The 19,459-nt window shown below is 39.3% G+C and carries 16 protein-coding genes and 7 tRNA genes; 4 read left to right on the top strand and 19 right to left on the bottom strand.

Translation table 11 applies throughout. The annotated features are described in order from the left end of the window. Positions 1–123: 123 nt before the first annotated feature. The 10 genes from PVK71_RS04615 to tsaE form a co-directional block, all read right to left on the bottom strand. Positions 124–1,440, bottom strand: a complete 1,317-nt coding sequence (locus PVK71_RS04615; RefSeq protein ID WP_130043866.1) for an adenylosuccinate synthase — start codon at positions 1,438–1,440, stop codon at positions 124–126. 177 nt (positions 1,441–1,617) lie between these two features. After that, entirely contained in the window at positions 1,618–1,803 is a 186-nt protein-coding gene (locus PVK71_RS04610) for a DUF2065 domain-containing protein (protein WP_274419513.1), read from the bottom strand. Between the two features lie 93 nt (positions 1,804–1,896). Then, on the bottom strand, positions 1,897–2,781 hold the full coding sequence (gene hflC / locus PVK71_RS04605) for a protease modulator HflC (RefSeq protein WP_130043865.1): 885 nt from the start codon (positions 2,779–2,781) through the stop codon (positions 1,897–1,899). 2 nt (positions 2,782–2,783) lie between these two features. Next, positions 2,784–3,992, bottom strand: a complete 1,209-nt coding sequence (hflK, locus tag PVK71_RS04600) for an FtsH protease activity modulator HflK (RefSeq protein ID WP_274419514.1) — start codon at positions 3,990–3,992, stop codon at positions 2,784–2,786. A gap of 18 nt (positions 3,993–4,010) precedes the next feature. Beyond that, a complete protein-coding gene (gene hflX, locus PVK71_RS04595) occupies positions 4,011–5,330 on the bottom strand; it encodes a ribosome rescue GTPase HflX (RefSeq protein WP_274419515.1) in 1,320 nt (439 codons plus the stop codon). Positions 5,331–5,373: 43 nt separating this feature from the next. Further along, the gene (gene hfq, locus PVK71_RS04590; protein WP_274419516.1) at positions 5,374–5,640 is read right to left on the bottom strand and encodes an RNA chaperone Hfq; all 267 of its coding nucleotides are present in this window, start codon (positions 5,638–5,640) and stop codon (positions 5,374–5,376) included. 103 nt (positions 5,641–5,743) lie between these two features. Continuing rightward, the gene (gene miaA / locus PVK71_RS04585) at positions 5,744–6,676 is read right to left on the bottom strand and encodes a tRNA (adenosine(37)-N6)-dimethylallyltransferase MiaA (RefSeq protein WP_130088127.1); all 933 of its coding nucleotides are present in this window, start codon (positions 6,674–6,676) and stop codon (positions 5,744–5,746) included. Next, positions 6,669–8,654: a DNA mismatch repair endonuclease MutL gene (mutL, locus tag PVK71_RS04580; protein WP_274419517.1), complete on the bottom strand. Its 1,986-nt coding sequence runs from the start codon at positions 8,652–8,654 to the stop codon at positions 6,669–6,671. Before mutL ends, miaA begins: the two co-directional genes overlap by 8 nt. A gap of 13 nt (positions 8,655–8,667) precedes the next feature. Then, positions 8,668–10,410, bottom strand: a complete 1,743-nt coding sequence (locus tag PVK71_RS04575) for a LysM peptidoglycan-binding domain-containing protein (RefSeq protein WP_274419518.1) — start codon at positions 10,408–10,410, stop codon at positions 8,668–8,670. After that, positions 10,404–10,868 (bottom strand): tRNA (adenosine(37)-N6)-threonylcarbamoyltransferase complex ATPase subunit type 1 TsaE, encoded by a 465-nt coding sequence (gene tsaE / locus PVK71_RS04570; RefSeq protein ID WP_274419519.1) that lies wholly within the window; start codon positions 10,866–10,868, stop codon positions 10,404–10,406. The genes PVK71_RS04575 and tsaE overlap by 7 nt, the downstream gene beginning before the upstream one ends. Positions 10,869–11,074: 206 nt before the next feature. Between tsaE and queG the strand changes: the two genes are divergently transcribed. After that, positions 11,075–12,187: a tRNA epoxyqueuosine(34) reductase QueG gene (gene queG, locus PVK71_RS04565; RefSeq protein ID WP_274419562.1), complete on the top strand. Its 1,113-nt coding sequence runs from the start codon at positions 11,075–11,077 to the stop codon at positions 12,185–12,187. A gap of 560 nt (positions 12,188–12,747) precedes the next feature. Here the strand turns inward: queG and PVK71_RS04560 are convergent. The 8 genes from PVK71_RS04560 to orn all read right to left on the bottom strand — a co-directional run bounded on the left by PVK71_RS04560 (position 12,748) and on the right by orn (position 14,302). Beyond that, positions 12,748–12,823: transfer RNA gene (locus tag PVK71_RS04560), tRNA-Gly, on the bottom strand. Positions 12,824–12,857: 34 nt separating this feature from the next. Next, positions 12,858–12,934 (bottom strand) — tRNA-Met (locus PVK71_RS04555). Between the two features lie 82 nt (positions 12,935–13,016). After that, positions 13,017–13,092: transfer RNA gene (locus tag PVK71_RS04550), tRNA-Gly, on the bottom strand. A 34-nt stretch (positions 13,093–13,126) separates the two neighbouring features. After that, a tRNA-Met gene (locus PVK71_RS04545) sits at positions 13,127–13,203 on the bottom strand. An 82-nt stretch (positions 13,204–13,285) separates the two neighbouring features. Next, positions 13,286–13,361 (bottom strand) — tRNA-Gly (locus tag PVK71_RS04540). A 34-nt stretch (positions 13,362–13,395) separates the two neighbouring features. Next, positions 13,396–13,472: transfer RNA gene (locus PVK71_RS04535), tRNA-Met, on the bottom strand. 71 nt (positions 13,473–13,543) lie between these two features. Next, a tRNA-Gly gene (locus PVK71_RS04530) sits at positions 13,544–13,619 on the bottom strand. A gap of 137 nt (positions 13,620–13,756) precedes the next feature. After that, entirely contained in the window at positions 13,757–14,302 is a 546-nt protein-coding gene (orn, locus tag PVK71_RS04525; RefSeq protein WP_130043856.1) for an oligoribonuclease, read from the bottom strand. A 99-nt stretch (positions 14,303–14,401) separates the two neighbouring features. On the opposite strand from orn, the gene rsgA reads away from it, so the two are divergent. The 3 genes from rsgA to PVK71_RS04510 all read left to right on the top strand — a co-directional run bounded on the left by rsgA (position 14,402) and on the right by PVK71_RS04510 (position 18,125). Next, positions 14,402–15,457 carry a small ribosomal subunit biogenesis GTPase RsgA gene (rsgA, locus tag PVK71_RS04520; protein ID WP_274419520.1) on the top strand — a complete coding sequence of 352 codons (1,056 nt, stop codon included), beginning with the start codon at positions 14,402–14,404 and terminating at the stop codon, positions 15,455–15,457. A 58-nt stretch (positions 15,458–15,515) separates the two neighbouring features. Further along, positions 15,516–16,379, top strand: a complete 864-nt coding sequence (gene asd, locus PVK71_RS04515) for an archaetidylserine decarboxylase (RefSeq protein WP_274419521.1) — start codon at positions 15,516–15,518, stop codon at positions 16,377–16,379. A 123-nt stretch (positions 16,380–16,502) separates the two neighbouring features. Beyond that, complete coding sequence (locus tag PVK71_RS04510; RefSeq protein ID WP_274421759.1) at positions 16,503–18,125, top strand: methyl-accepting chemotaxis protein; 1,623 nt, start codon at positions 16,503–16,505, stop codon at positions 18,123–18,125. Between the two features lie 68 nt (positions 18,126–18,193). Here PVK71_RS04510 and epmA read toward each other — a convergent pair whose 3' ends face one another. Then, on the bottom strand, positions 18,194–19,168 hold the full coding sequence (gene epmA, locus PVK71_RS04505) for an elongation factor P--(R)-beta-lysine ligase (RefSeq protein ID WP_274419523.1): 975 nt from the start codon (positions 19,166–19,168) through the stop codon (positions 18,194–18,196). Positions 19,169–19,459 lie beyond the last annotated feature (291 nt).

Genomic DNA, 19,459 nt, shown 5'->3' with positions numbered 1-19,459 from the left:
TATAAGTTGTTGATTAAATGAAAATTCAGAGATTTGATAAGGAGATAACAGAAGCTAATAATGAAAATGACAGATATAAAAAAACCAGCTACATGAGCTGGTTTTTCTTCATTCTCTAAGCAATTAAGCTTGGAATGGGTGTACTTTGATGATTGTCTCGTTACGGTCAGGACCAGTAGAGATAATATCAATAGGCACGCCTGTTAATTCTTCGATGCGCTTAATGTAATTTAGAGCAGCTTGTGGAAGCGCTTCAATTGTTTTCGCACCAAATGTATTTTCAGACCAACCAGGCATAGTTTCGTATACTGGTGTCGCTTCTTCAAATGCTTCAGCAGCCATTGGAGAAACTTCTAGTAAAGAACCATCTTTCATCTGGTAACCAGTACAGATTTTTAGTTCTTCTAGGCCATCTAATACGTCTAGTTTAGTTAGACACATACCAGACAGTGAGTTGATTTGGATTGCACGACGCATAGCTACAGCATCAAACCAACCAGTACGACGTAAACGACCAGTCGTTGCACCAAACTCGTGACCAACTGTACCTAGGTGTTTACCAATTGGATCTTGCTTCTCTAAACCATCATATAGCTCAGTAGGGAATGGACCAGAACCTACACGAGTACAGTATGCTTTAGTAATTCCTAGGATGTAACCTAAGTGACGAGGACCAAAACCAGAACCTGCAGCAACGCCACCAGCGGTAGTGTTAGAAGATGTTACGTAAGGGTAAGTACCGTGGTCGATGTCTAGAAGTGTACCTTGAGCACCTTCAAACATGATCTTGTCGCCGCGCTTGCGTGCAGCATCAAGAGTATCAGTTACATCGATAACCATTGAAGTTAGTAGATCAGCATAGCTCATTGCTTGCTCAAGTACTTCTTCGTAGCTTACTGGTTCTACTTTGTAGTAGTTAACTAATGCGAAGTTATGGTATTCCATTACTTCTTTTAGTTTTTCTGCGAAAGCAACTTTATCAAATAGATCGCCAACACGTAAACCACGACGAGATACTTTATCTTCGTACGCTGGACCGATACCACGACCTGTTGTACCAATTGCTTTGTTACCACGTGCGATTTCACGCGCTTGGTCTAGCGCTACGTGATAAGGAAGAATTAGAGGACAAGCTTCAGAAATGAATAGGCGTTCACGAACTGGAATACCACGCGCTTCAAGCGGCGCCATTTCTTTTAGTAAAGCATCAGGTGAAAGCACTACGCCATTACCGATAATGCATTCAACATTATCACGTAAAATACCTGATGGAATTAAGTGTAGAACGGTTTTTTCACCGTCGATAACTAGAGTGTGGCCTGCATTGTGACCGCCTTGATAGCGAACTACATACTTTGCATCTTCAGTTAAAAGGTCTACGATTTTACCTTTACCTTCGTCACCCCATTGGGTGCCCAGAACGACAACGTTATTTCCCATCTTTCCAAGTCTGCTTGTTAGTTAAAAATGGATTCTAGCATTGATAGAAAAATCTTTCAGGTATTTTTAGTTAAAATCTCATTTTCATAATAAAGCGCTATCAATATAAACAAGGTTATGATTTATATTTCTAATAAAATCAAAAATAAAGACACAATCCTACATTTTCAGCGAATATTAGAGCATCACACTACAAATAACGACACCAGCCACCACTAAACACCCACCGATACGACGCAAAGTATTGTCAGGTTGCTCACTTAATTGCGCCACCATATTACGCCACCCATTAGGCGCGATTAATGGACCTAGCCCTTCCACAATAAGTACACCACCAATAGCTAACCAAATCACATTGTTCATACAAACCTCTTAATAAACTTAATAACGTGCAGAAACAAAACAAGGCCCCGTAGGACCTTGTTAATTAAAGCGAATCAAAATCTAGAGTTAGATTTATTTTCCACCCTTTGGATCATTCATGTATTTGAAGAAGTCAGTCTTAGGATCAAGTACTAAGATATCGTTCTTGCTATTAAATGATCTCTCATAGGCTTTCAATGAACGGATAAAGCTAAAGAACTCAGGCTCTTTATTAAACGTGTCTGCATACAGTTTTGCAACTTTTGCATCGGCATCACCACGAGTAATTTGTGCTGTTTTATCCGCTTCAGCGATAATCGTTGCTACTTCAAGCTCTGATTGAGCACGAATAACTTCGGCTTTCTCACGACCTTGAGAACGTAATTTACGAGCAACCGCTTCACGCTCTGCACGCATACGACGGTAAATCGATTCAGAGATCTCTTCAGGTAAGTTGATTTTCTTGATTCGTAAATCAATCACTTCAATACCTAGGTCACCTGTTCCATCTTGAGAGTCAAGAAGTACTGTTGCCATTACCTCTTCACGCTTTTCAGAAACCAATTCTTTTACCGTAGTACTACCGATTTCAGCACGTAGACCATCAGAAACACGACGTTGTAATAACGCTTCCGCTGTCAGAATATTACCACCACCAGTTGCTAAGTAGAATTGACCAAAATCTTTGATTCTCCACTTAACATATGAATCGATAATAACATCTTTTTTCTCTGACGTTACGAAACGGTCTGATTGATCATCCATAGTTTGGATACGAGCATCTAATGTATTAACTCGATCAAACATTGGCATTTTAAAATGCAAACCAGGTTCGTAAATACGAGTGATTTCATTATTGTCTTTAATCAAACGACCAAAACGAGTCACAATACCACGCTCACCTTCTGGGATCACAAACAGTGACATCAAGAAAATAGCGACTACAACAATCAGTGTTGGGATCATTAACTTACGCATGATTAGTATCTCCCTTCACGTGTTGAGTTACGGCCAGTAGTATTCGTATTAGTTGGTTGTTGCTTTTGTTCTACTTCGATATTGTAATTTTTAGACTGTGACGTTGAGGTTCTAGGAGCCGACGCCGCACCCTGCTGATTACCAGTGATCTTATCTAATGGAAGGTATAATAAGTTACCATTTGATTCTGAATCAATCAGAACCTTACTTGTATTACCGTATACGCGTTCCATCGTATCCAAGTACAAACGAGTTCGAGTTACTTCTGGTGCTTTGTTATATTCAGGTAGTAGCTTTTCAAACTGTGCAATTTGACCAATCGCTTCGTTAACAGTTCGTTCTGTATAACCTTGAGCTTCTTTTTTCAGACGCTCAGCACGACCCGTCGCTTTTGGAAGGATATCATTACTGTACGCTTCCGCTTCACGAATGAAACGCTCTTCATCTTCTCGAGCTGCAATCGCATCATCAAATGACGCTTTTACTTGCTCTGGCGGACGAGCTGATTGGAAGTTAACATCAACAACTAATAAACCCATGTCGTATTTATCAATAATGCGATTTAGCGTTTCTTGAGTTCGTTGACGGATCTCTTGACGACCACTGGTCAAGATATCATCCATTTTTGCGTCACCAATAACGGCACGTAACGCAGAGTCTGTCGCTTGGCGCAAACTGTCATCCGCATTCGTTACTGTGTACAAATATTTATGCGCATCAGCAACACGATATTGAACACCCATCTCAACTGTTACTACGTTTTCATCTTTAGTAAGCATTAAACCTTTTGAGTTTAATGAACGAATTGATTGAACGTTTACTGGTGTCACTTGGTCAATAAAAGTTGGTTTCCAGTTTAGACCTGGGTCAACCATGCGATCATATTGACCAAAACGTAATACTACGCCTCGCTCACTTTCACCAATGGTATAGAAACCAGAGAATACCCAAATACCAATAGCTACAACTGCAATTAAACCTAAGCCAATTGCACCGCCATTGCCAAATGAAGGTAGCCCGTTGCCACCATTATTATTTCCGCCTTTATTGCCACCACCAAACTTACCACTCAATTTTTGGCTTAGTTTATTAAAGACTTCATCAAGATCCGGTGGACCTTGATCACGGCCGCCACGATTTTTATTACCCCAAGGGTCTTTATTATCGCCACCGCCATTGTTGTTATTATTTCCAGGCTCATTCCACGCCATTAGAAAACTCCAAGGTAATTATGAAGACAAAGAATTCTGTGTGCTCTCATCAGCAATTAAAAAATCACTTAATGGAGTCTCTTCACGTTTTTCTAACTTAGACCAATCAACTTGCTGCATACGTACATCGAGAAGCAAGCTGCCATCATCCTGATATTCTTCTTTTATAATGCTTTGCATTTGAAAGAATTTACTTCGAAGACGTCCAACCAAATCTGGCGGTAATAGCAATGTATGCGCCACCATCTGCCCAGCTAATCGTTCCGTTAATGCTTGGAAAAGTAATTCAATGCCTTGGCCTTCTATTGCTGAAATCCAAACACATCGAGGAACTCCCTCCTCATCACGTTCAATTCTTGGTTGTTGATCTTCTAAGTTATCAATCTTATTCATCACAAGAAGAAAAGGTACCTCATTGGCATCTATCTCTTCTAGAACAATATCTACTGCCTCAATATTCTCACGAAAACGGTCATCACTGGCATCAACAACATGTAACAAGATATTTGCTTCTTGCGTTTCTTGTAATGTCGCTTTAAAAGCAGCAACAAGATCATGTGGCAAATGACGGATAAAACCTACCGTATCAGCAAGTATCGATGTCCCAACATCAACAACTTCTATCTTACGTAATGTAGGATCAAGTGTTGCAAACAATTGGTCAGCTGCATAAACCCCCGCTTCAGTAATTCGATTAAATAACGTAGATTTCCCTGCGTTGGTATAACCGACTAATGAAATGGTTGGAATTTCAGCCCGATATCTTGCTCGACGCCCTTGCTCACGCTGCTTAGCAACTTTAGCTAATCGGCGCAAGATTGCTTTGATACGATCTCGCAATAGTCGTCTATCGGTTTCTAATTGAGTTTCACCAGGACCACGTAAACCTATTCCGCCTTTTTGACGTTCAAGGTGCGTCCACCCTCGGATTAATCGAGTAGATATATGACGTAATTGTGCTAACTCAACTTGCAACTTCCCTTCATAGGTTCGTGCTCGCTGAGCGAAAATATCCAGTATTAACCCCGTACGGTCTATTACTCGACATTGACATAATTGTTCTAAATTTCGTTCTTGAGCAGGAGAAAGCGCGTGATTAAAAATCACAATATCTGCATTCTTAGCTCGAACTGCATCGGCAATTTCTTGCGCTTTACCTTCACCGACATAGTATTTAGGGAGTGGAGACTGACGGGTTCCCGTCACAACACCTAATGTGTTTACTCCAGCAGAAGACACCAACATCTTACATTCGTCGAGATCTTCTACGTCTCCCTCATAGGTGAAACTGATGTGCACAAGAATCGCCTGTTCACCGGATTCATAACGGTCAAACAAGCGCTAACTCCTTAAAGATCGACTATTCAAAAGTAGAATAGTATTAATCTTCTGTTGTTTCTTGTGGACGCTCGCCTTGTGGGCGATCACTTGCAGTGTGATGGCTTACAGCACGAGCTGGAACAACAGTAGAGATCGCATGCTTATATACCATTTGATTTACTGTGTTCTTCAATAGGATAACAAATTGATCAAATGATTCGATTTGTCCCTGTAATTTAATCCCATTAACTAAGTAGATAGACACTGGAATCCTTTCACGACGCAGCGCATTCAAAAATGGGTCTTGCAAAGATTGCCCTTTAGCCATTTTTTTTTCCTTTTTGGTTTGTAATTGTAATTTTATTTAGCTATTAGCCTTTAGCTTATGACTAAACGCTCTGAAGTTAAACAACATTGATACATTATTGTGCTTATTTTTTCTCTAAACGATCAGAGATCGTCTGTAGGGCACCATCAATGTCATCACTATCCAGCCAAGTGAGTTCTTTCCAGCTACGTAGCCAGGTAATTTGTCGCTTGGCCAATTGACGAGTCGCACACACACCACGGAAAACCGCGTCATCTAATGTGCCCTCCCCATCAAAATAGTCCCACATTTGTCGGTAACCTACGCATCGAATAGACGGTAAATCAGCATGAAGATCATCACGTTCATATAATGCTCGAGCTTCCGCTTCAAAGCCTGCTTCCATCATATTCTCAAAACGCAGTTCAATCCGACGGTGTATCTCTGCTCTTTCTTTCGGTGCAATCGCAAACTGATGCACTTCATAAGGCAAGGCGTCACCTTTAATCTGGGTTAATTCTGTTAAAGTTTTACCCGAAATTCGAAATACTTCCAACGCTCGGGAAAGTCGTTGTGGATCATTTGGATGAATTCTCTCTGCTGATACAGGATCAATCGTTTTTAATTGATCATGCATTGCTTCCCATCCAAATTGCACCGCTTCTTGCTCAATTTGAGCTCTAATGTCAGCATCCGCTGCTGGTAATGGTGAAAGACCTTCAAGTAATGCTTTGTAGTACAACATCGTACCACCAACCAATAAAGGTATCTTTCCTTGAGCAACAATGTCATCCATTTCTTTCAGGGCATCACGACGAAACTCAGCCACTGAATAGCTCTCTGTTGGATCAATAATATCAATAAGACGATGAGGTGCTTGTAAAAGTTCCTCTTCATTTGGTTTTGCCGTACCAATATCCATTCCCTTATAGATAAGGGCTGAGTCTACGCTAATCAACTCTACAGGAAAACGTTTTCGCAATTCAATCGCTAAGTTTGTTTTTCCTGATGCTGTCGGTCCCATCAAGAAGATGGCTTGTGGTAATGCTTTATTCATGACTAAATGCTTGTATCACTTGAGTAATATCGATGTTTTTTAACAGTTTCTGATTGAATTGGGATAACCCATCTCCCCATAACTGCTCTAATTCCATCACTAATTGTATCGCTTGAGCATTACTATAACTGACTTCTTCATGTTGAACTTGATGAGAAAGCCAAATAATAACCTGTTCAAGTGACGGATTTATGCTGTCTAGATACCTTAACAGATTCGGAATTAATTGTTGTAAATTCTGCTGCCGAATTGGCTGACAAACCGCCATCACAATAACACTCGTTCTATTTTTAACTTTAAGATCAATACCCAAAGGTTTCAAGAATAAAGCGTAATCTAATACTTTACGGCAAATCGTTTCTTCTACACCGATAGAAAGTGGTATTAATAAAGGTTGAGCTCGTAACGCTTCGTTATGCACACTGTTTAACTGCCCATAACTTTTTACAAACTCAGCATAATGTAAATTTAAAAGTTGCAGTTGCTCTCCTTTTTGTAAGAGGGCAAACCCTTTTTCGACAACGGTTAAGACCTTACCTAACGAAACCACTTTATCGTCGACTATTGAGAGTATTGGCACATAACTTTCGACGGTCGGTATGTCGCTTAAATGGCGTAAATGGCCCTCATTTACCTGATGATTGGTAGAGCGCTTCTCTTCAATTGGCGTGTTTAGTAACGCGCTGTAATTCGTCAGCTCTTTTTGAGATGGTTTCTCATTTTGGTAAGTAATACTACGGCCATTTGATGATGAGGGCTTTGATGCTGAAGTGGAGTTCGATACCCAAGAATCAGATGGCGCTTTATTTGGGTAATTCGGCGTTGAATCTACCGCATTTTTTAGCTGCTCAGTTCTATCAATACTCGTTTGTTGAGGCTGACGAACGTATTCCTTCATTGGTGGGAAATAGGCCTCTTTCTCATGGAAAGTACTGCACTCTTCATTTTCTTCTTCACTGTATGAGATTTCAGGTGAGCTAATACTTTGCTGTAATGCGCCATAAATGGCTTGATAGATAAAGTCATGCACCAAACGCGCTTGATGAAAACGCACCTCATGTTTAGCAGGATGGACATTCACATCGACATCGTGCGGATTAATCTCAATGAATAAGGTATAGGCAGCATATTGATTTGCTAATAATGAAGACTCATAACCTTGTCGTATAGCATGATTGATGAGTTTATCTTTCATCATTCGGCCATTCACATAGCAATATTGGATATCACCTTGCGCTCTAGCCCCTTCAGGTGAAGAGATCCAACCATGAAATTTTAGCTCACCGTGTTCTAGTTCAACCTCTAATGCATGTTGTAAAAAATGAGAGCCACAAATGGCTGCTAGTCGTTTTTCGACTTGAGCTTTTGTTTGCGCCGCTCGATATTGACGGACTTGCTTTCCATTGTGACGTAGGTTGATCGTAATATCTAATCGACTTAGGGCTATTCGCTTTAAGAGCTCATCAATATGGGTGAACTCTGTTTTATCAGTGCGAAGGAACTTACGACGAGCAGGCGTATTAAAGAAAAGGTCGACCACATCAATGGTGGTACCAATAGGGTGAGCTGCAGGTTTTAGTTTAACTTCCATATCTCGTCCCTCAGCATATGCTGACCACGCTTCTTCTTGAGCAACAGTACGAGAAGTTAAGGTTAAACGAGAAACAGAACTTATTGAGGCAAGCGCTTCACCACGAAAGCCAAGGCTCACAATGGCTTCGAGATCATCAAGAGTGGTAATTTTTGATGTTGCATGGCGACTTAAGGCAAGAGTCAGTTCATCTTTCGCGATACCAAAACCATTATCACGAATTCGAATTAACTTGCTACCTCCTTTCTCAATATCAATATCGATGCGAGTCGCTCCCGCATCAATACTGTTTTCAACAAGTTCTTTTACTACAGAAGCAGGGCGCTCCACAACCTCACCCGCCGCAATCTGGTTGGCTAATCGAGCTGGTAAGATTTGAATTGGCATAACCCTGTCCTTTCTAACTGGTTGGTATAATGAGTACCTGCCCTATAGCCAGCTCATCAGTACGTAACTTATTGGCTTTTCTTAAGCTAGACACAGATACTCCATATTTCGTTGCAATTTTACCTAAGAACTCACCACGTTTCACCGTATGTTTCTTCACTGGGGCAACAATACTTACTTTCAATTTTTGTCCGACAAACAAGGTATCTGATTTCAATCGATTTAACGAACGAATGCTGCTTGTAGAGACCTTATACTTAGACGCAATTTTTCCTAAATATTCACCAGATCGTACTTTATGAGTAATGATCGTACGTGCTTGTTTAGTGTTTGATGATGCAGCTTTTGACGTCGTCGTTTTCGGAGCAGCATACACAGGTTTATTTGTTGGAATAATTAGCACTTGACCAACAGCTAAACTCGTACTCTTCAAGTTATTCACACTTTTTAACTTGGTTGCAGTAGTACCGTATTTCTTAGCAATAACAGAGAGTGATTCACCAGAGCGCACTTTATGCTTCTTTTGCTGACCTTCTGCAGCCAGCAATGTCCCTTGCGGAGGGTTAGCATTAAGGTAGCTTACAATCGCTTTAGAAATCGCGCGAGCTATCTTATCTTGATGGCCACGCTGGAATAATTGCTTCTCTTCTGTCGGGTTCGAAATAAAACCAGTTTCAATCAAAATAGAAGGAATATCTGGTGACTTTAGTACCGCAAGACTGGCATTAACAGGATCTTTCTTATGAAGTTTGATCACTTTTCCCATTTCAGAAAGAACGTTCGTTGCAAGTTTATAACCCTCTTTTTGAGAGTGACTAAATTGCAAATCTAATAATGTTTGACTCACGTTTCGGTCATTGCTGTTCTTTGCTAGTACATCACCTGCGCCACCTAATAATTCAGATTGTTTCTCATGCTTCTCTACCCAACGACCAATCTCAGTGTTTGCACGACGTGTATTTAACACAAAAACAGAGCCACCTCTTGGTTGTGGAGAGCGGAAGCTATCTGCGTGAATAGAAACCAATAGATGAGATTTGTTTTTACGAGCAATGTCAGTACGTTTGTTTAAGTTAACAAAGTAATCACCGCTGCGCGTCATGATAGCTCGCATACCTGGCTGAGCATTTATCTGGGCAACGACTTTTTTAGAGATAGCAAGAGTCGCGTGTTTCTCGTACTTTCTCGTTGGTCCAATAGAACCAGGGTCTTCGCCACCATGACCAGCATCAATAGCAATAATAATCTCGCCATTACCAATAATATGATTGGAATTAGAGTTAATGATTGGCTGCGATGGTTTTACTGGTTTACTTTGAGTTGGCTTAGAGACACTGCTTGAAGAATGAGGTAAGTCCATTACCAAACGATGACCGTACTGCCCACCGGGTGTTGGAGCTAACTTAAACACTTCAGCTTTCACTGAATGCTTTAATTCAAAAACCAGACGCGTCGTGCCCTTGGATGGCGATGAGCTCTTTCGTATTTTTGATAATACTTTACTGTCACTGACCGTTAATGGCAGCTTGGCTTTTAAATCGGTATTTTTAAGATCAACAACCAAACGATAGGGGCTACTCAGTGTGAAGTAGCTGTAATTCGCCTCTGAATTTAAATCAATAACAATACGAGTTTCATCTGGCGACGGCCACACTCGTATCCCCTCTAAGGTATTAGCAGATACATAAAAGCTACTCACTGACATCACAGCAAGTATCGCATACCAAATTACTTGAAAATATTTACCGATTAACACAAATCCAACCGCTGAATTAAACTACATCCATACTCATTATTACCCGTGATCACAACATGACGAGCTTCGCCATCATAGCGAATATCAATATCAACATCTGGATTTGGTAATAACCCTTCCCCTCTCTCAGGCCATTCAACTAAACAAATTGCATCATCTGTAAAATAGTCACGGATCCCCATAAATTCTAATTCTTCAGGATCTGCTAAACGGTAAAGATCAAAATGGTATACTTGCCACTTATCCAGTTCATAAGGCTCAACTAAGGTATATGTTGGGCTTTTCACGTTGCCAATATGGCCTAGTGAGCGGATAAAGCCTCGACTAAAGGTGGTTTTACCTGCGCCAAGATCACCATGTAAAAAGATCGTTGTTTGTTGAGTACAAGCTTGAGAGAGCTGTCTACCAAATTCAACGGTGTCGTCTTCAGTAGCTAAATTAAATTCAAAGCGTTCCATTATTCACTAATTTCACTATTTTAATTGTCTAAATTGATGGACTTGGTATCAGATTCACAATTTATCTGCGGAATATTTACACACAAGTTCTTATGGGTTGCGTTGATTCAATACCTTTTAGTTGCATTGAAGTACGTCTTATCAATCCTATATGATAAACTTTTACTCATAATACTGTAATAAAAAAATGTAATCTCTCTGTGAATATCGACTATCAAGCACTCGCAAATAACATCAAAGTATGGGCACAAGAACTTGGCTTTCAAAAAGTTGGGATCTGTGACGTTGACTTATCTCAGCACGAAGCGGCTTTAGAGCAATGGCTTGATGCTGGCTATCATGGTTCAATGGACTGGATGGCTCGTCATGGCATGATGAGAGCAAGACCTAATGAGTTGCACCCTGGAACAATTAGAGTCATCAGCGCACGCATGGATTATTTACCTCCTAAAGCCGGTTTCGCAAGTAATTTAAGCGATCCTACACAAGCTTATATCAGCCGATACGCTCTCGGCCGCGATTATCATAAGCTGATCCGCAACCAATTAAAAAAACTGGGGCAAAAGATTGAAGCTGAAGTTGAACAGCTTGGTTATCGTCCTTTTGTAGATTCCGCCCCAATCTTAGAAAGACCTTTAGCAGAAAAAGCAGGATTAGGCTGGACAGGAAAGCACTCATTACTCCTTGATAAAGAGGCAGGTTCTTGGTTTTTCTTAGGTGAACTGTTAATTGATATTCCATTGCCTGTTGATTCTCCTGTTGAGAACCAATGCGGAAAATGCACGGCCTGTGCTGCCTCTTGCCCTACTAATGCCATATTAGAAAATGGGGTTATTGACGCCCGTCGTTGCATTTCTTATTTAACGATAGAAAACAGTGACGTTATTCCAGAAGAGTTTCGTTCATTAATGGGCAATCGAATTTATGGTTGTGATGACTGCCAGCTAGTATGCCCTTGGAACCGTGAAGCCGAAATAACACAGCAAAATGACTTTCATCGTAGAGAATCTTTAGATGATGCTAATTTACTCTCTCTTTTTGCATGGGATGAAGTCACCTTTTTAAAAAATACGGAAGGCTCTGCAATTCGTCGTATTGGCCATAAGCAGTGGTTACGCAATTTAGCCATTGCAATGGGTAACGCACCACATTCAACTGACATCATTTCAGCACTACAGGCTCGTATAGGGTTAGATGATAACTTGGATATTCATCTTCTTTGGGCAATAGAGCAACAACAATCCCAACAAATAAATACAAATAGAAAAGAACAACGCCTTATTCGAATTATAGAAAAAGGCTTACCAAGAGACGCCTAATCTCACGCAATATATCGGGTTGAGTATTTACTTATGATGAAAATTTGATGTTAGTCGTAATTAATGTGGAAAACATTTTGAAGTGAAGCAAACTATTTGGTTTACAGAAAAGTTAAGCACAAGGCAGGAATATGATTAGGATCAAAGAAGTCAAGCAAAAAGATCTTTTCAATTGCTAAAATAAATGCATATAGAAAATAAACCACATAGGAATCAATAAGATAAATAAAAACAAGAAATATATTGATCTAAAACCAACAATAAGATCTTTATTTTAGTTATTTAAAAAAAGGATTTTTATAAATAACTAACAGAGTTATCCACAATGTTCTTTTTGTGGATAAGTTTGTTGATTATATGGTAACTACTACATATAACTGACCCTCTGCCCTTTATGTTTTATAAAAACATATTGATATGCAGATAGATAATTTGATTCTTTGGCTTTGTATGAATCAGAATGTTCTAAAGAGCAGAATTTTATGTGGGGTTAATACTTCACAGCATTAATTTTAAAGAAAATAAAAGCGCTGAATAGTATTCAGCGCTTTTATTTTGTTTGGAGCGACACACGAGGCTCGAACTCGTGACCTCAACCTTGGCAAGGTTGCGCTCTACCAGCTGAGCTAGTGTCGCATGATCAACGCTTATAAAGCATTCAATCTAAATGTGGTTGCGGGAGCAGGATTTGAACCTACGACCTTCGGGTTATGAGCCCGACGAGCTACCAAGCTGCTCCATCCCGCGTCCGGATGCATTGTTTAAGACAATGAGACTATAAACCAAACTCTCTTTTCGAGAAGAACCATCAAGGCTCTTAAAGAGAAAATGGAGCGACACACGAGGCTCGAACTCGTGACCTCAACCTTGGCAAGGTTGCGCTCTACCAGCTGAGCTAGTGTCGCATGATCAACGCTTATAAAGCATTCAATCTAAATGTGGTTGCGGGAGCAGGATTTGAACCTACGACCTTCGGGTTATGAGCCCGACGAGCTACCAAGCTGCTCCATCCCGCGTCCGGATGCATTGTTTAAGACAATGAGACTATAAACCAAACTCTCTTTTCGAGAAGAACCATCAAGGCTCTTAAAGAGAAAATGGAGCGACACACGAGGCTCGAACTCGTGACCTCAACCTTGGCAAGGTTGCGCTCTACCAGCTGAGCTAGTGTCGCATGATCAACGCTTATAAAGCATTCAATCTAAATGTGGTTGCGGGAGCAGGATTTGAACCTACGACCTTCGGGTTATGAGCCCGACGAGCTACCAAGCTGCTCCATCCCGCGTCCGGATGCATTGTTTAAGACAATGAGACTTTTATCTTATCATTCAAAAAGTTGAACAAGAAGATTTAAATTGGAGCGACACACGAGGTTCGAACTCGTGACCTCAACCTTGGCAAGGTTGCGCTCTACCAGCTGAGCTAGTGTCGCATTCTGATAAGGAGTAGCTCCTCGTTCAGAGGCTGCGAATTATACGAGTAAAATGTGATGATGCAAGCGGATTTTAAAAAAAACGCGAGTTTTCTTTAAAATCCATCATTTTTAGCTCAACAATTCATCAGATGAAATTAAATTGTAAAAATATTTTGACGATAATACTTCAATTCAGCGATCGACTCTCTAATATCATCCAATGCTAAATGAGTTCCCGACTTTTCAAAACCGTCTAATACTTCAGGCTTCCAACGACGAGTTAATTCTTTAATTGTACTTACATCTACATAACGGTAATGGAAATACTCTTCCAGCTTAGGCATATGTTTGTATAAGAAACGACGATCTTGTCCGATACTGTTACCACAAATTGGTGATACGCCTTTTGGTACCCATTGCTCAAGAAAAGCAATCGTCTCTTCAATCGCTGCAGCTTCATTATATTTACTTGCTTCTACACGAGCGACTAATCCACTGTTAGTATGTGTATTTGTACACCAGTCATCCATCTTAGCCAATTCTTCTTCTGGCTGATGAATAGCAATAACAGGCCCTTCTGCTAAAATATTTAGCTGAGCATCAGTTACAATGGATGCGATTTCGATGATTTTATGAGTTTCAGGATCCAGTCCTGTCATCTCCAAATCAACCCAAATCAGGTTTTGATCATTAATTGCCATAGAGAATTGCCTATTTTGTAACTAAAAAGGGTATGATACTCGGGCCGATTTATCTTTCAACATAAAACTGAAAGCCAACCTTACAAGTGAAATCATTTCGTGGCAAAGAAAAAAAAGCTAACTAAAGGCCAAGTACGCCGAGTACGTTCTAATCAAAGTAAACGTATAGAAAAAATAAAAACCACTGTCGAGTGGGATGAATCCTCGTTAGAAGCAGCTAAAGAAGGGTTAGTAATTACTCGCTTTGGTCAACATGCGGATATCGAAGATCCAGAAAGCAAAGAGATACATCGCTGTAATTTGCGTCGAGGTATTGAAAGCTTAGTCTCAGGCGATCGTGTTATTTGGCGTCCAGGTACCGAAGTACTTGCAGGGATCTCTGGTGTTGTTGAAGCCGTTAAGCCACGCACATCAATACTCACTCGTCCAGATTATTATGACGGTATTAAACCCGTTGCAGCAAATGTTGACCAAATGGTCATTGTTTCTTCTATCCTCCCTGAACTGTCATTAAATATTATTGACCGTTACCTTATTGCGTCAGAAACATTACATATAAAGCCGCTAATCGTACTAAACAAAGTCGATTTACTTTCTGAAAAAGAATTTACTGATGTTAAGCAACTTCTTAGTCTATATGAAAATATTGGCTATAAAGTAAAATACGTAAGTAAAGAATCAGGCTATGGCGTAGAAGAACTTAAAGCTGAGCTACGCGATCATATTAATATATTTGTTGGTCAATCAGGCGTTGGTAAATCAAGCTTAGTGAATGCATTAATGCCTGAACTTGAAATTATTGAAGGCGCAGTTTCTGAAAACTCAGGTCTTGGCCAACACACAACAACCGCAGCTCGTTTATATCATTTCCCTCATGGCGGTGATCTTATCGATTCACCAGGGGTTCGTGAATTTGGTTTATGGCACCTAGAGAAAGAAGAAGTCACAGCGTCTTTTGTTGAGTTCAAAGGCTTTATTGGTGGCTGTAAATTTAGAGACTGTAAACATAAAGATGATCCAGGCTGTATTCTTCAAGAAGCTGTAGCTAATGGGAAAATTTCCAAATTGCGCTTCGAAAGCTACCATCGAATTATTGAAAGTATGTCTGAGAACAAAGCCAATCGCCAATTCTCTCGCGGCAAAAAAGCCGATTAATAAACAAAGTAAAGATGTGGTAATATCCACATTAAGTGATAACTAGTAGGCAAATAACGTGTCAGATAATTTAAAAATTGGGTTACAGTATTTAACCCCAAAACATGCACTTACTCGTTTGGCTGGCAAATTAGCATCAGCAAAAATGGGTTGGTTAACAACAGCGGTAATTAAGTGGTTCATCAAACAATACAAAGTTGACATGAACGAAGCTAAAAACCCAGATCCTAAAGCGTACTCTACGTTCAATAACTTTTTTGTTCGTGAATTAGAAGATGGCGCTCGCCCAATTGATGAAGACGCAAGCGTTATTTCTCATCCAGCGGACGCGTGTGTAAGTCAATTTGGCCCAATTACAGATGGTCAATTAGTTCAAGCTAAAGGTCATGTATATTCAGCTCAAGAGCTATTAGGTGGCGACGCTGATCTTGCTGAAGAATTTATGGGTGGCGAATTTGCAACTCTGTATTTATCACCAAGTGACTACCACCGTGTTCATATGCCTTGTGATGCAACACTCCGTAAGATGATTTATGTTCCTGGTGATCTTTTCTCTGTAAACCCATTAACCGCAGAAAACGTACCAAATCTATTTGCACGTAACGAACGTGTGGTCTGTATTTTTGATACTGAGTTTGGCCCTATGGCTCAAGTTCTTGTTGGTGCAACCATCGTTGGTAGCATTGAAACAACATGGGCAGAGACGGTAACACCACCGACAGGTCCTGCAGTTAAAACATGGCATTACCCACTTTCTGGCGATGATATGATTTGCTTTAATAAAGGTGAAGAGATGGGTCGCTTTAAATTAGGTTCAACAGTTATTAACTTATTTGCACCTAACTCAATTAAGTTTGATGCATCAATGGAAAATGGCGTTCCAACTCGTATGGGTACCCCATTTGCACATATTGTAAAATAAGTAATTTCCTTAAAATAAAGCAAAAATAGCGAACCTTGTGTTCGCTATTTTTTTATTGTGTATTTATATAACTGAGATTACAATCCGCGCTTAATTTCAGACTATTTATTTACAATAATTTTCATGATAAAAAAAATAACCACTCTTTTTATGATTTTGCTTTTTTCTAGCATGTCATTAATTGTATTATTTAATACTAATACCATGTTTAAAGCTCTTAAAACTGAAAACAAAATAAGAGTTGATCAATTACTATTAGTCCAAGCTCAAATGATTAATAATTTAGAGGAAAAAGTAAAAAAACAGGAAATGACAAAAGAACAAGCTCAAGCTTTAGCTATATATTTATTGCGTAATACCAAATATGCTTCCGATGAATATGTTTGGGTTGCAAGCAAAGATGAAAAAGGAATTTTGCGATTTTTATCTGCTCCACTAGATCCAGGCATTCATGATAAAGTATTTATTGATATTGTAGGGAAAGATACTGAAACTGCACTATTAAATAACTTAGATAACGCATCATCAAATACACTAATTAGCTATACTTGGAAATCGTCAAAAGGGGATGTTATCGCGAATATTGATAGCGTTGCATTAAAAACTGGAGACTGGGAATGGTATCTAGGTAATGGTGTTCAGGAAGAATATGTAAAAACACGATTAATGGGTTCCGCTTGGTATAATGCTTTCTTTATTCTTATTGTTTGCGCAATCTTATTTATATTAATGCATGTTATTTTAAAGAAAGAACTTCGTATTATTCCTCAAATAAATAACGTTATCGGAAATATGAGAGAAGGGTTATTTAATCCAATTCAAATACCTAAATCTAGGAATGAATTAGATGGCATTTCAAATTCACTATCTGAATTGCAACAAAAAATCGAATCTATTGTAACATCATCAAATTATCACATGGATAAATTATCAAAAAATCAAATAAAGATTATCGATATTATTCAGGATAATTCTGATAATGCTCAAAAAGAATTCTTAGAAGTAAAAGAAGTTGAAGAATCTATTCTTTCTTTATCTTCTGCTGCATCAGATGTAAATAAGATAATCACAGATTCAGGCTCTGTTGTTGCATCGACGATGGATATTATTTCGATTAGTTCAAATACGTTGCAACGCTCAGAAGGCATCACAACTAAAGTAAACCATACTATGGAAGAATCTACGAGTGTGGTAAATGAATTACGTGAAAGTGCAGAAAAAATCAGCTCTGTTGTTGATGTTATTGATGTTATATCTGAACAAACAAACTTATTAGCTTTAAATGCTGCAATTGAAGCAGCAAGAGCAGGAGAACAAGGGCGTGGTTTTGCTGTGGTAGCTGATGAAGTTCGAGCTTTGGCTGGAAAAACACAACAATCAACTATCGATATTCAACAGACCATTACACAGCTTCAAGATCTTTCAAAGCGTGCTAATGAATATATGCAGCAGAGTTCAGAGCTTGTAGCAGAATCTCAAACTATTTCAAATGAATTATTTGAATCATTCCGTGTTATTTCTCAAAAAGTATCTGAAATTTCAGAAATTAATTCGATTGTTGTTGTTGAATCAAACAAACAACTAAACGTAACACATGCAGTTTCTGAACGCTTACAAGAGATCAATAGTATTGTTCAACATAACCTTTCTGGAGTAACAAAAGTCTCAGAAATGAATAATGATATTTCAAACTTAACCATTAACTTAAAAGACGATTTATCTTTCTTTAAAATTAAAAATCATTAATTAAGTGATAATTGAGCACTAAACCAAACGCTTTGGTTTAGTGCTTTTTATATTATAAAAATTGCAAATTATGCTCTATCAAAAGGGAAAGCCATTACTTGATCGATGTGCTTCTCGTCCATTGCCAACATGATCAAACGATCAATACCGAGAGCAACGCCTGCGCAATCAGGAAGGCCTGCTTCTAGTGCGGCAATTAAATGATAGTCAATTGGTTGCTCAATTAATCCCATCGATTTACGTTTCGCATTATCTTCTTGAAAGCGAGTAAGTTGTTCTTTTGCATTATCCAATTCATGGAAACCATTCGCTAACTCAATCCCTTTGAAATAAACCTCAAAACGTTCAGCGACTCTCTGATCCATTGGATTAATCTTAGCAAGCGCCGCTTGAGAGGCTGGGAAGTCATAAACAAAAGCGGGAACCTCTAAGCCTATTTTCTCTTCAACCCCCATGCTAAATAGCAGTTGCAGTAATGTATCTCTATCTTCTTCAATATCTGCAATATCTGATAAGCCTAGCGGAGCTGCAACCGCTCTTAATTCATCCATAGACGATTCTAAAGGGCAAATACCAAGCACTTTAATAAAGGCTTCCTGATATGTCATACGCTCTGAATCATTACACTTTAACACCAACATCAGAAGCTCATTCATTTCATCCATTAGCTGATGATGATCAAAGCTTGGGCGATACCATTCCAACATCGTAAATTCAGGGTTATGGAAACGCCCGGCTTCTTCATTACGAAATGCTTTATTAATTTGGTAAATCGCACCACTGCCAGCCGCTAATAATCGCTTCATATGAAATTCAGGGCTAGTCATAAAATACAAATGCGCGCCATCTGCATAGCCCGGCCCAACAAAATCAGTTTGAAAGGTATGAAGGTGCACATCTGTAACAGTGGCATGACTCATTGCAGGGGTATCTACTTCCATCACTTTTCGCTCAGAAAAAAACAAACGAATAGAAGCCATAATCTCAGCACGTTGCTGTAATTGCTCAATTGATGCGCTTGGCATCCAATTTTGACTAGTCATAATCTTATACATTAGAAAAACTTATCCAAAATGATACCTGATAACCCACTTTAAGGTTACCTATTTTTTAACTTTATAAATACCCTTACCCATCAAGGGGATACGAGACCGATAAGAATCATTATCACTTATAAAGCAACAACTTAACTACAAATAACAGTGAATATTAACAGCTTTAACTAGTTGATGGAGATCACATTATTCGCAACAAACCACCCCATTAGTGGTACTTGCACGACAAAACTTTATCCATATCAATTTTTATTACAAAAGCTCACATAGAATAGGCAT

The sequence above is a fragment of the Aliivibrio sp. S4MY1 genome (genome assembly GCF_028765545.1).
Classification (GTDB): Bacteria; Pseudomonadota; Gammaproteobacteria; order Enterobacterales; family Vibrionaceae; genus Aliivibrio.
This window is presented reverse-complemented; position numbering and strand designations above follow the sequence as displayed.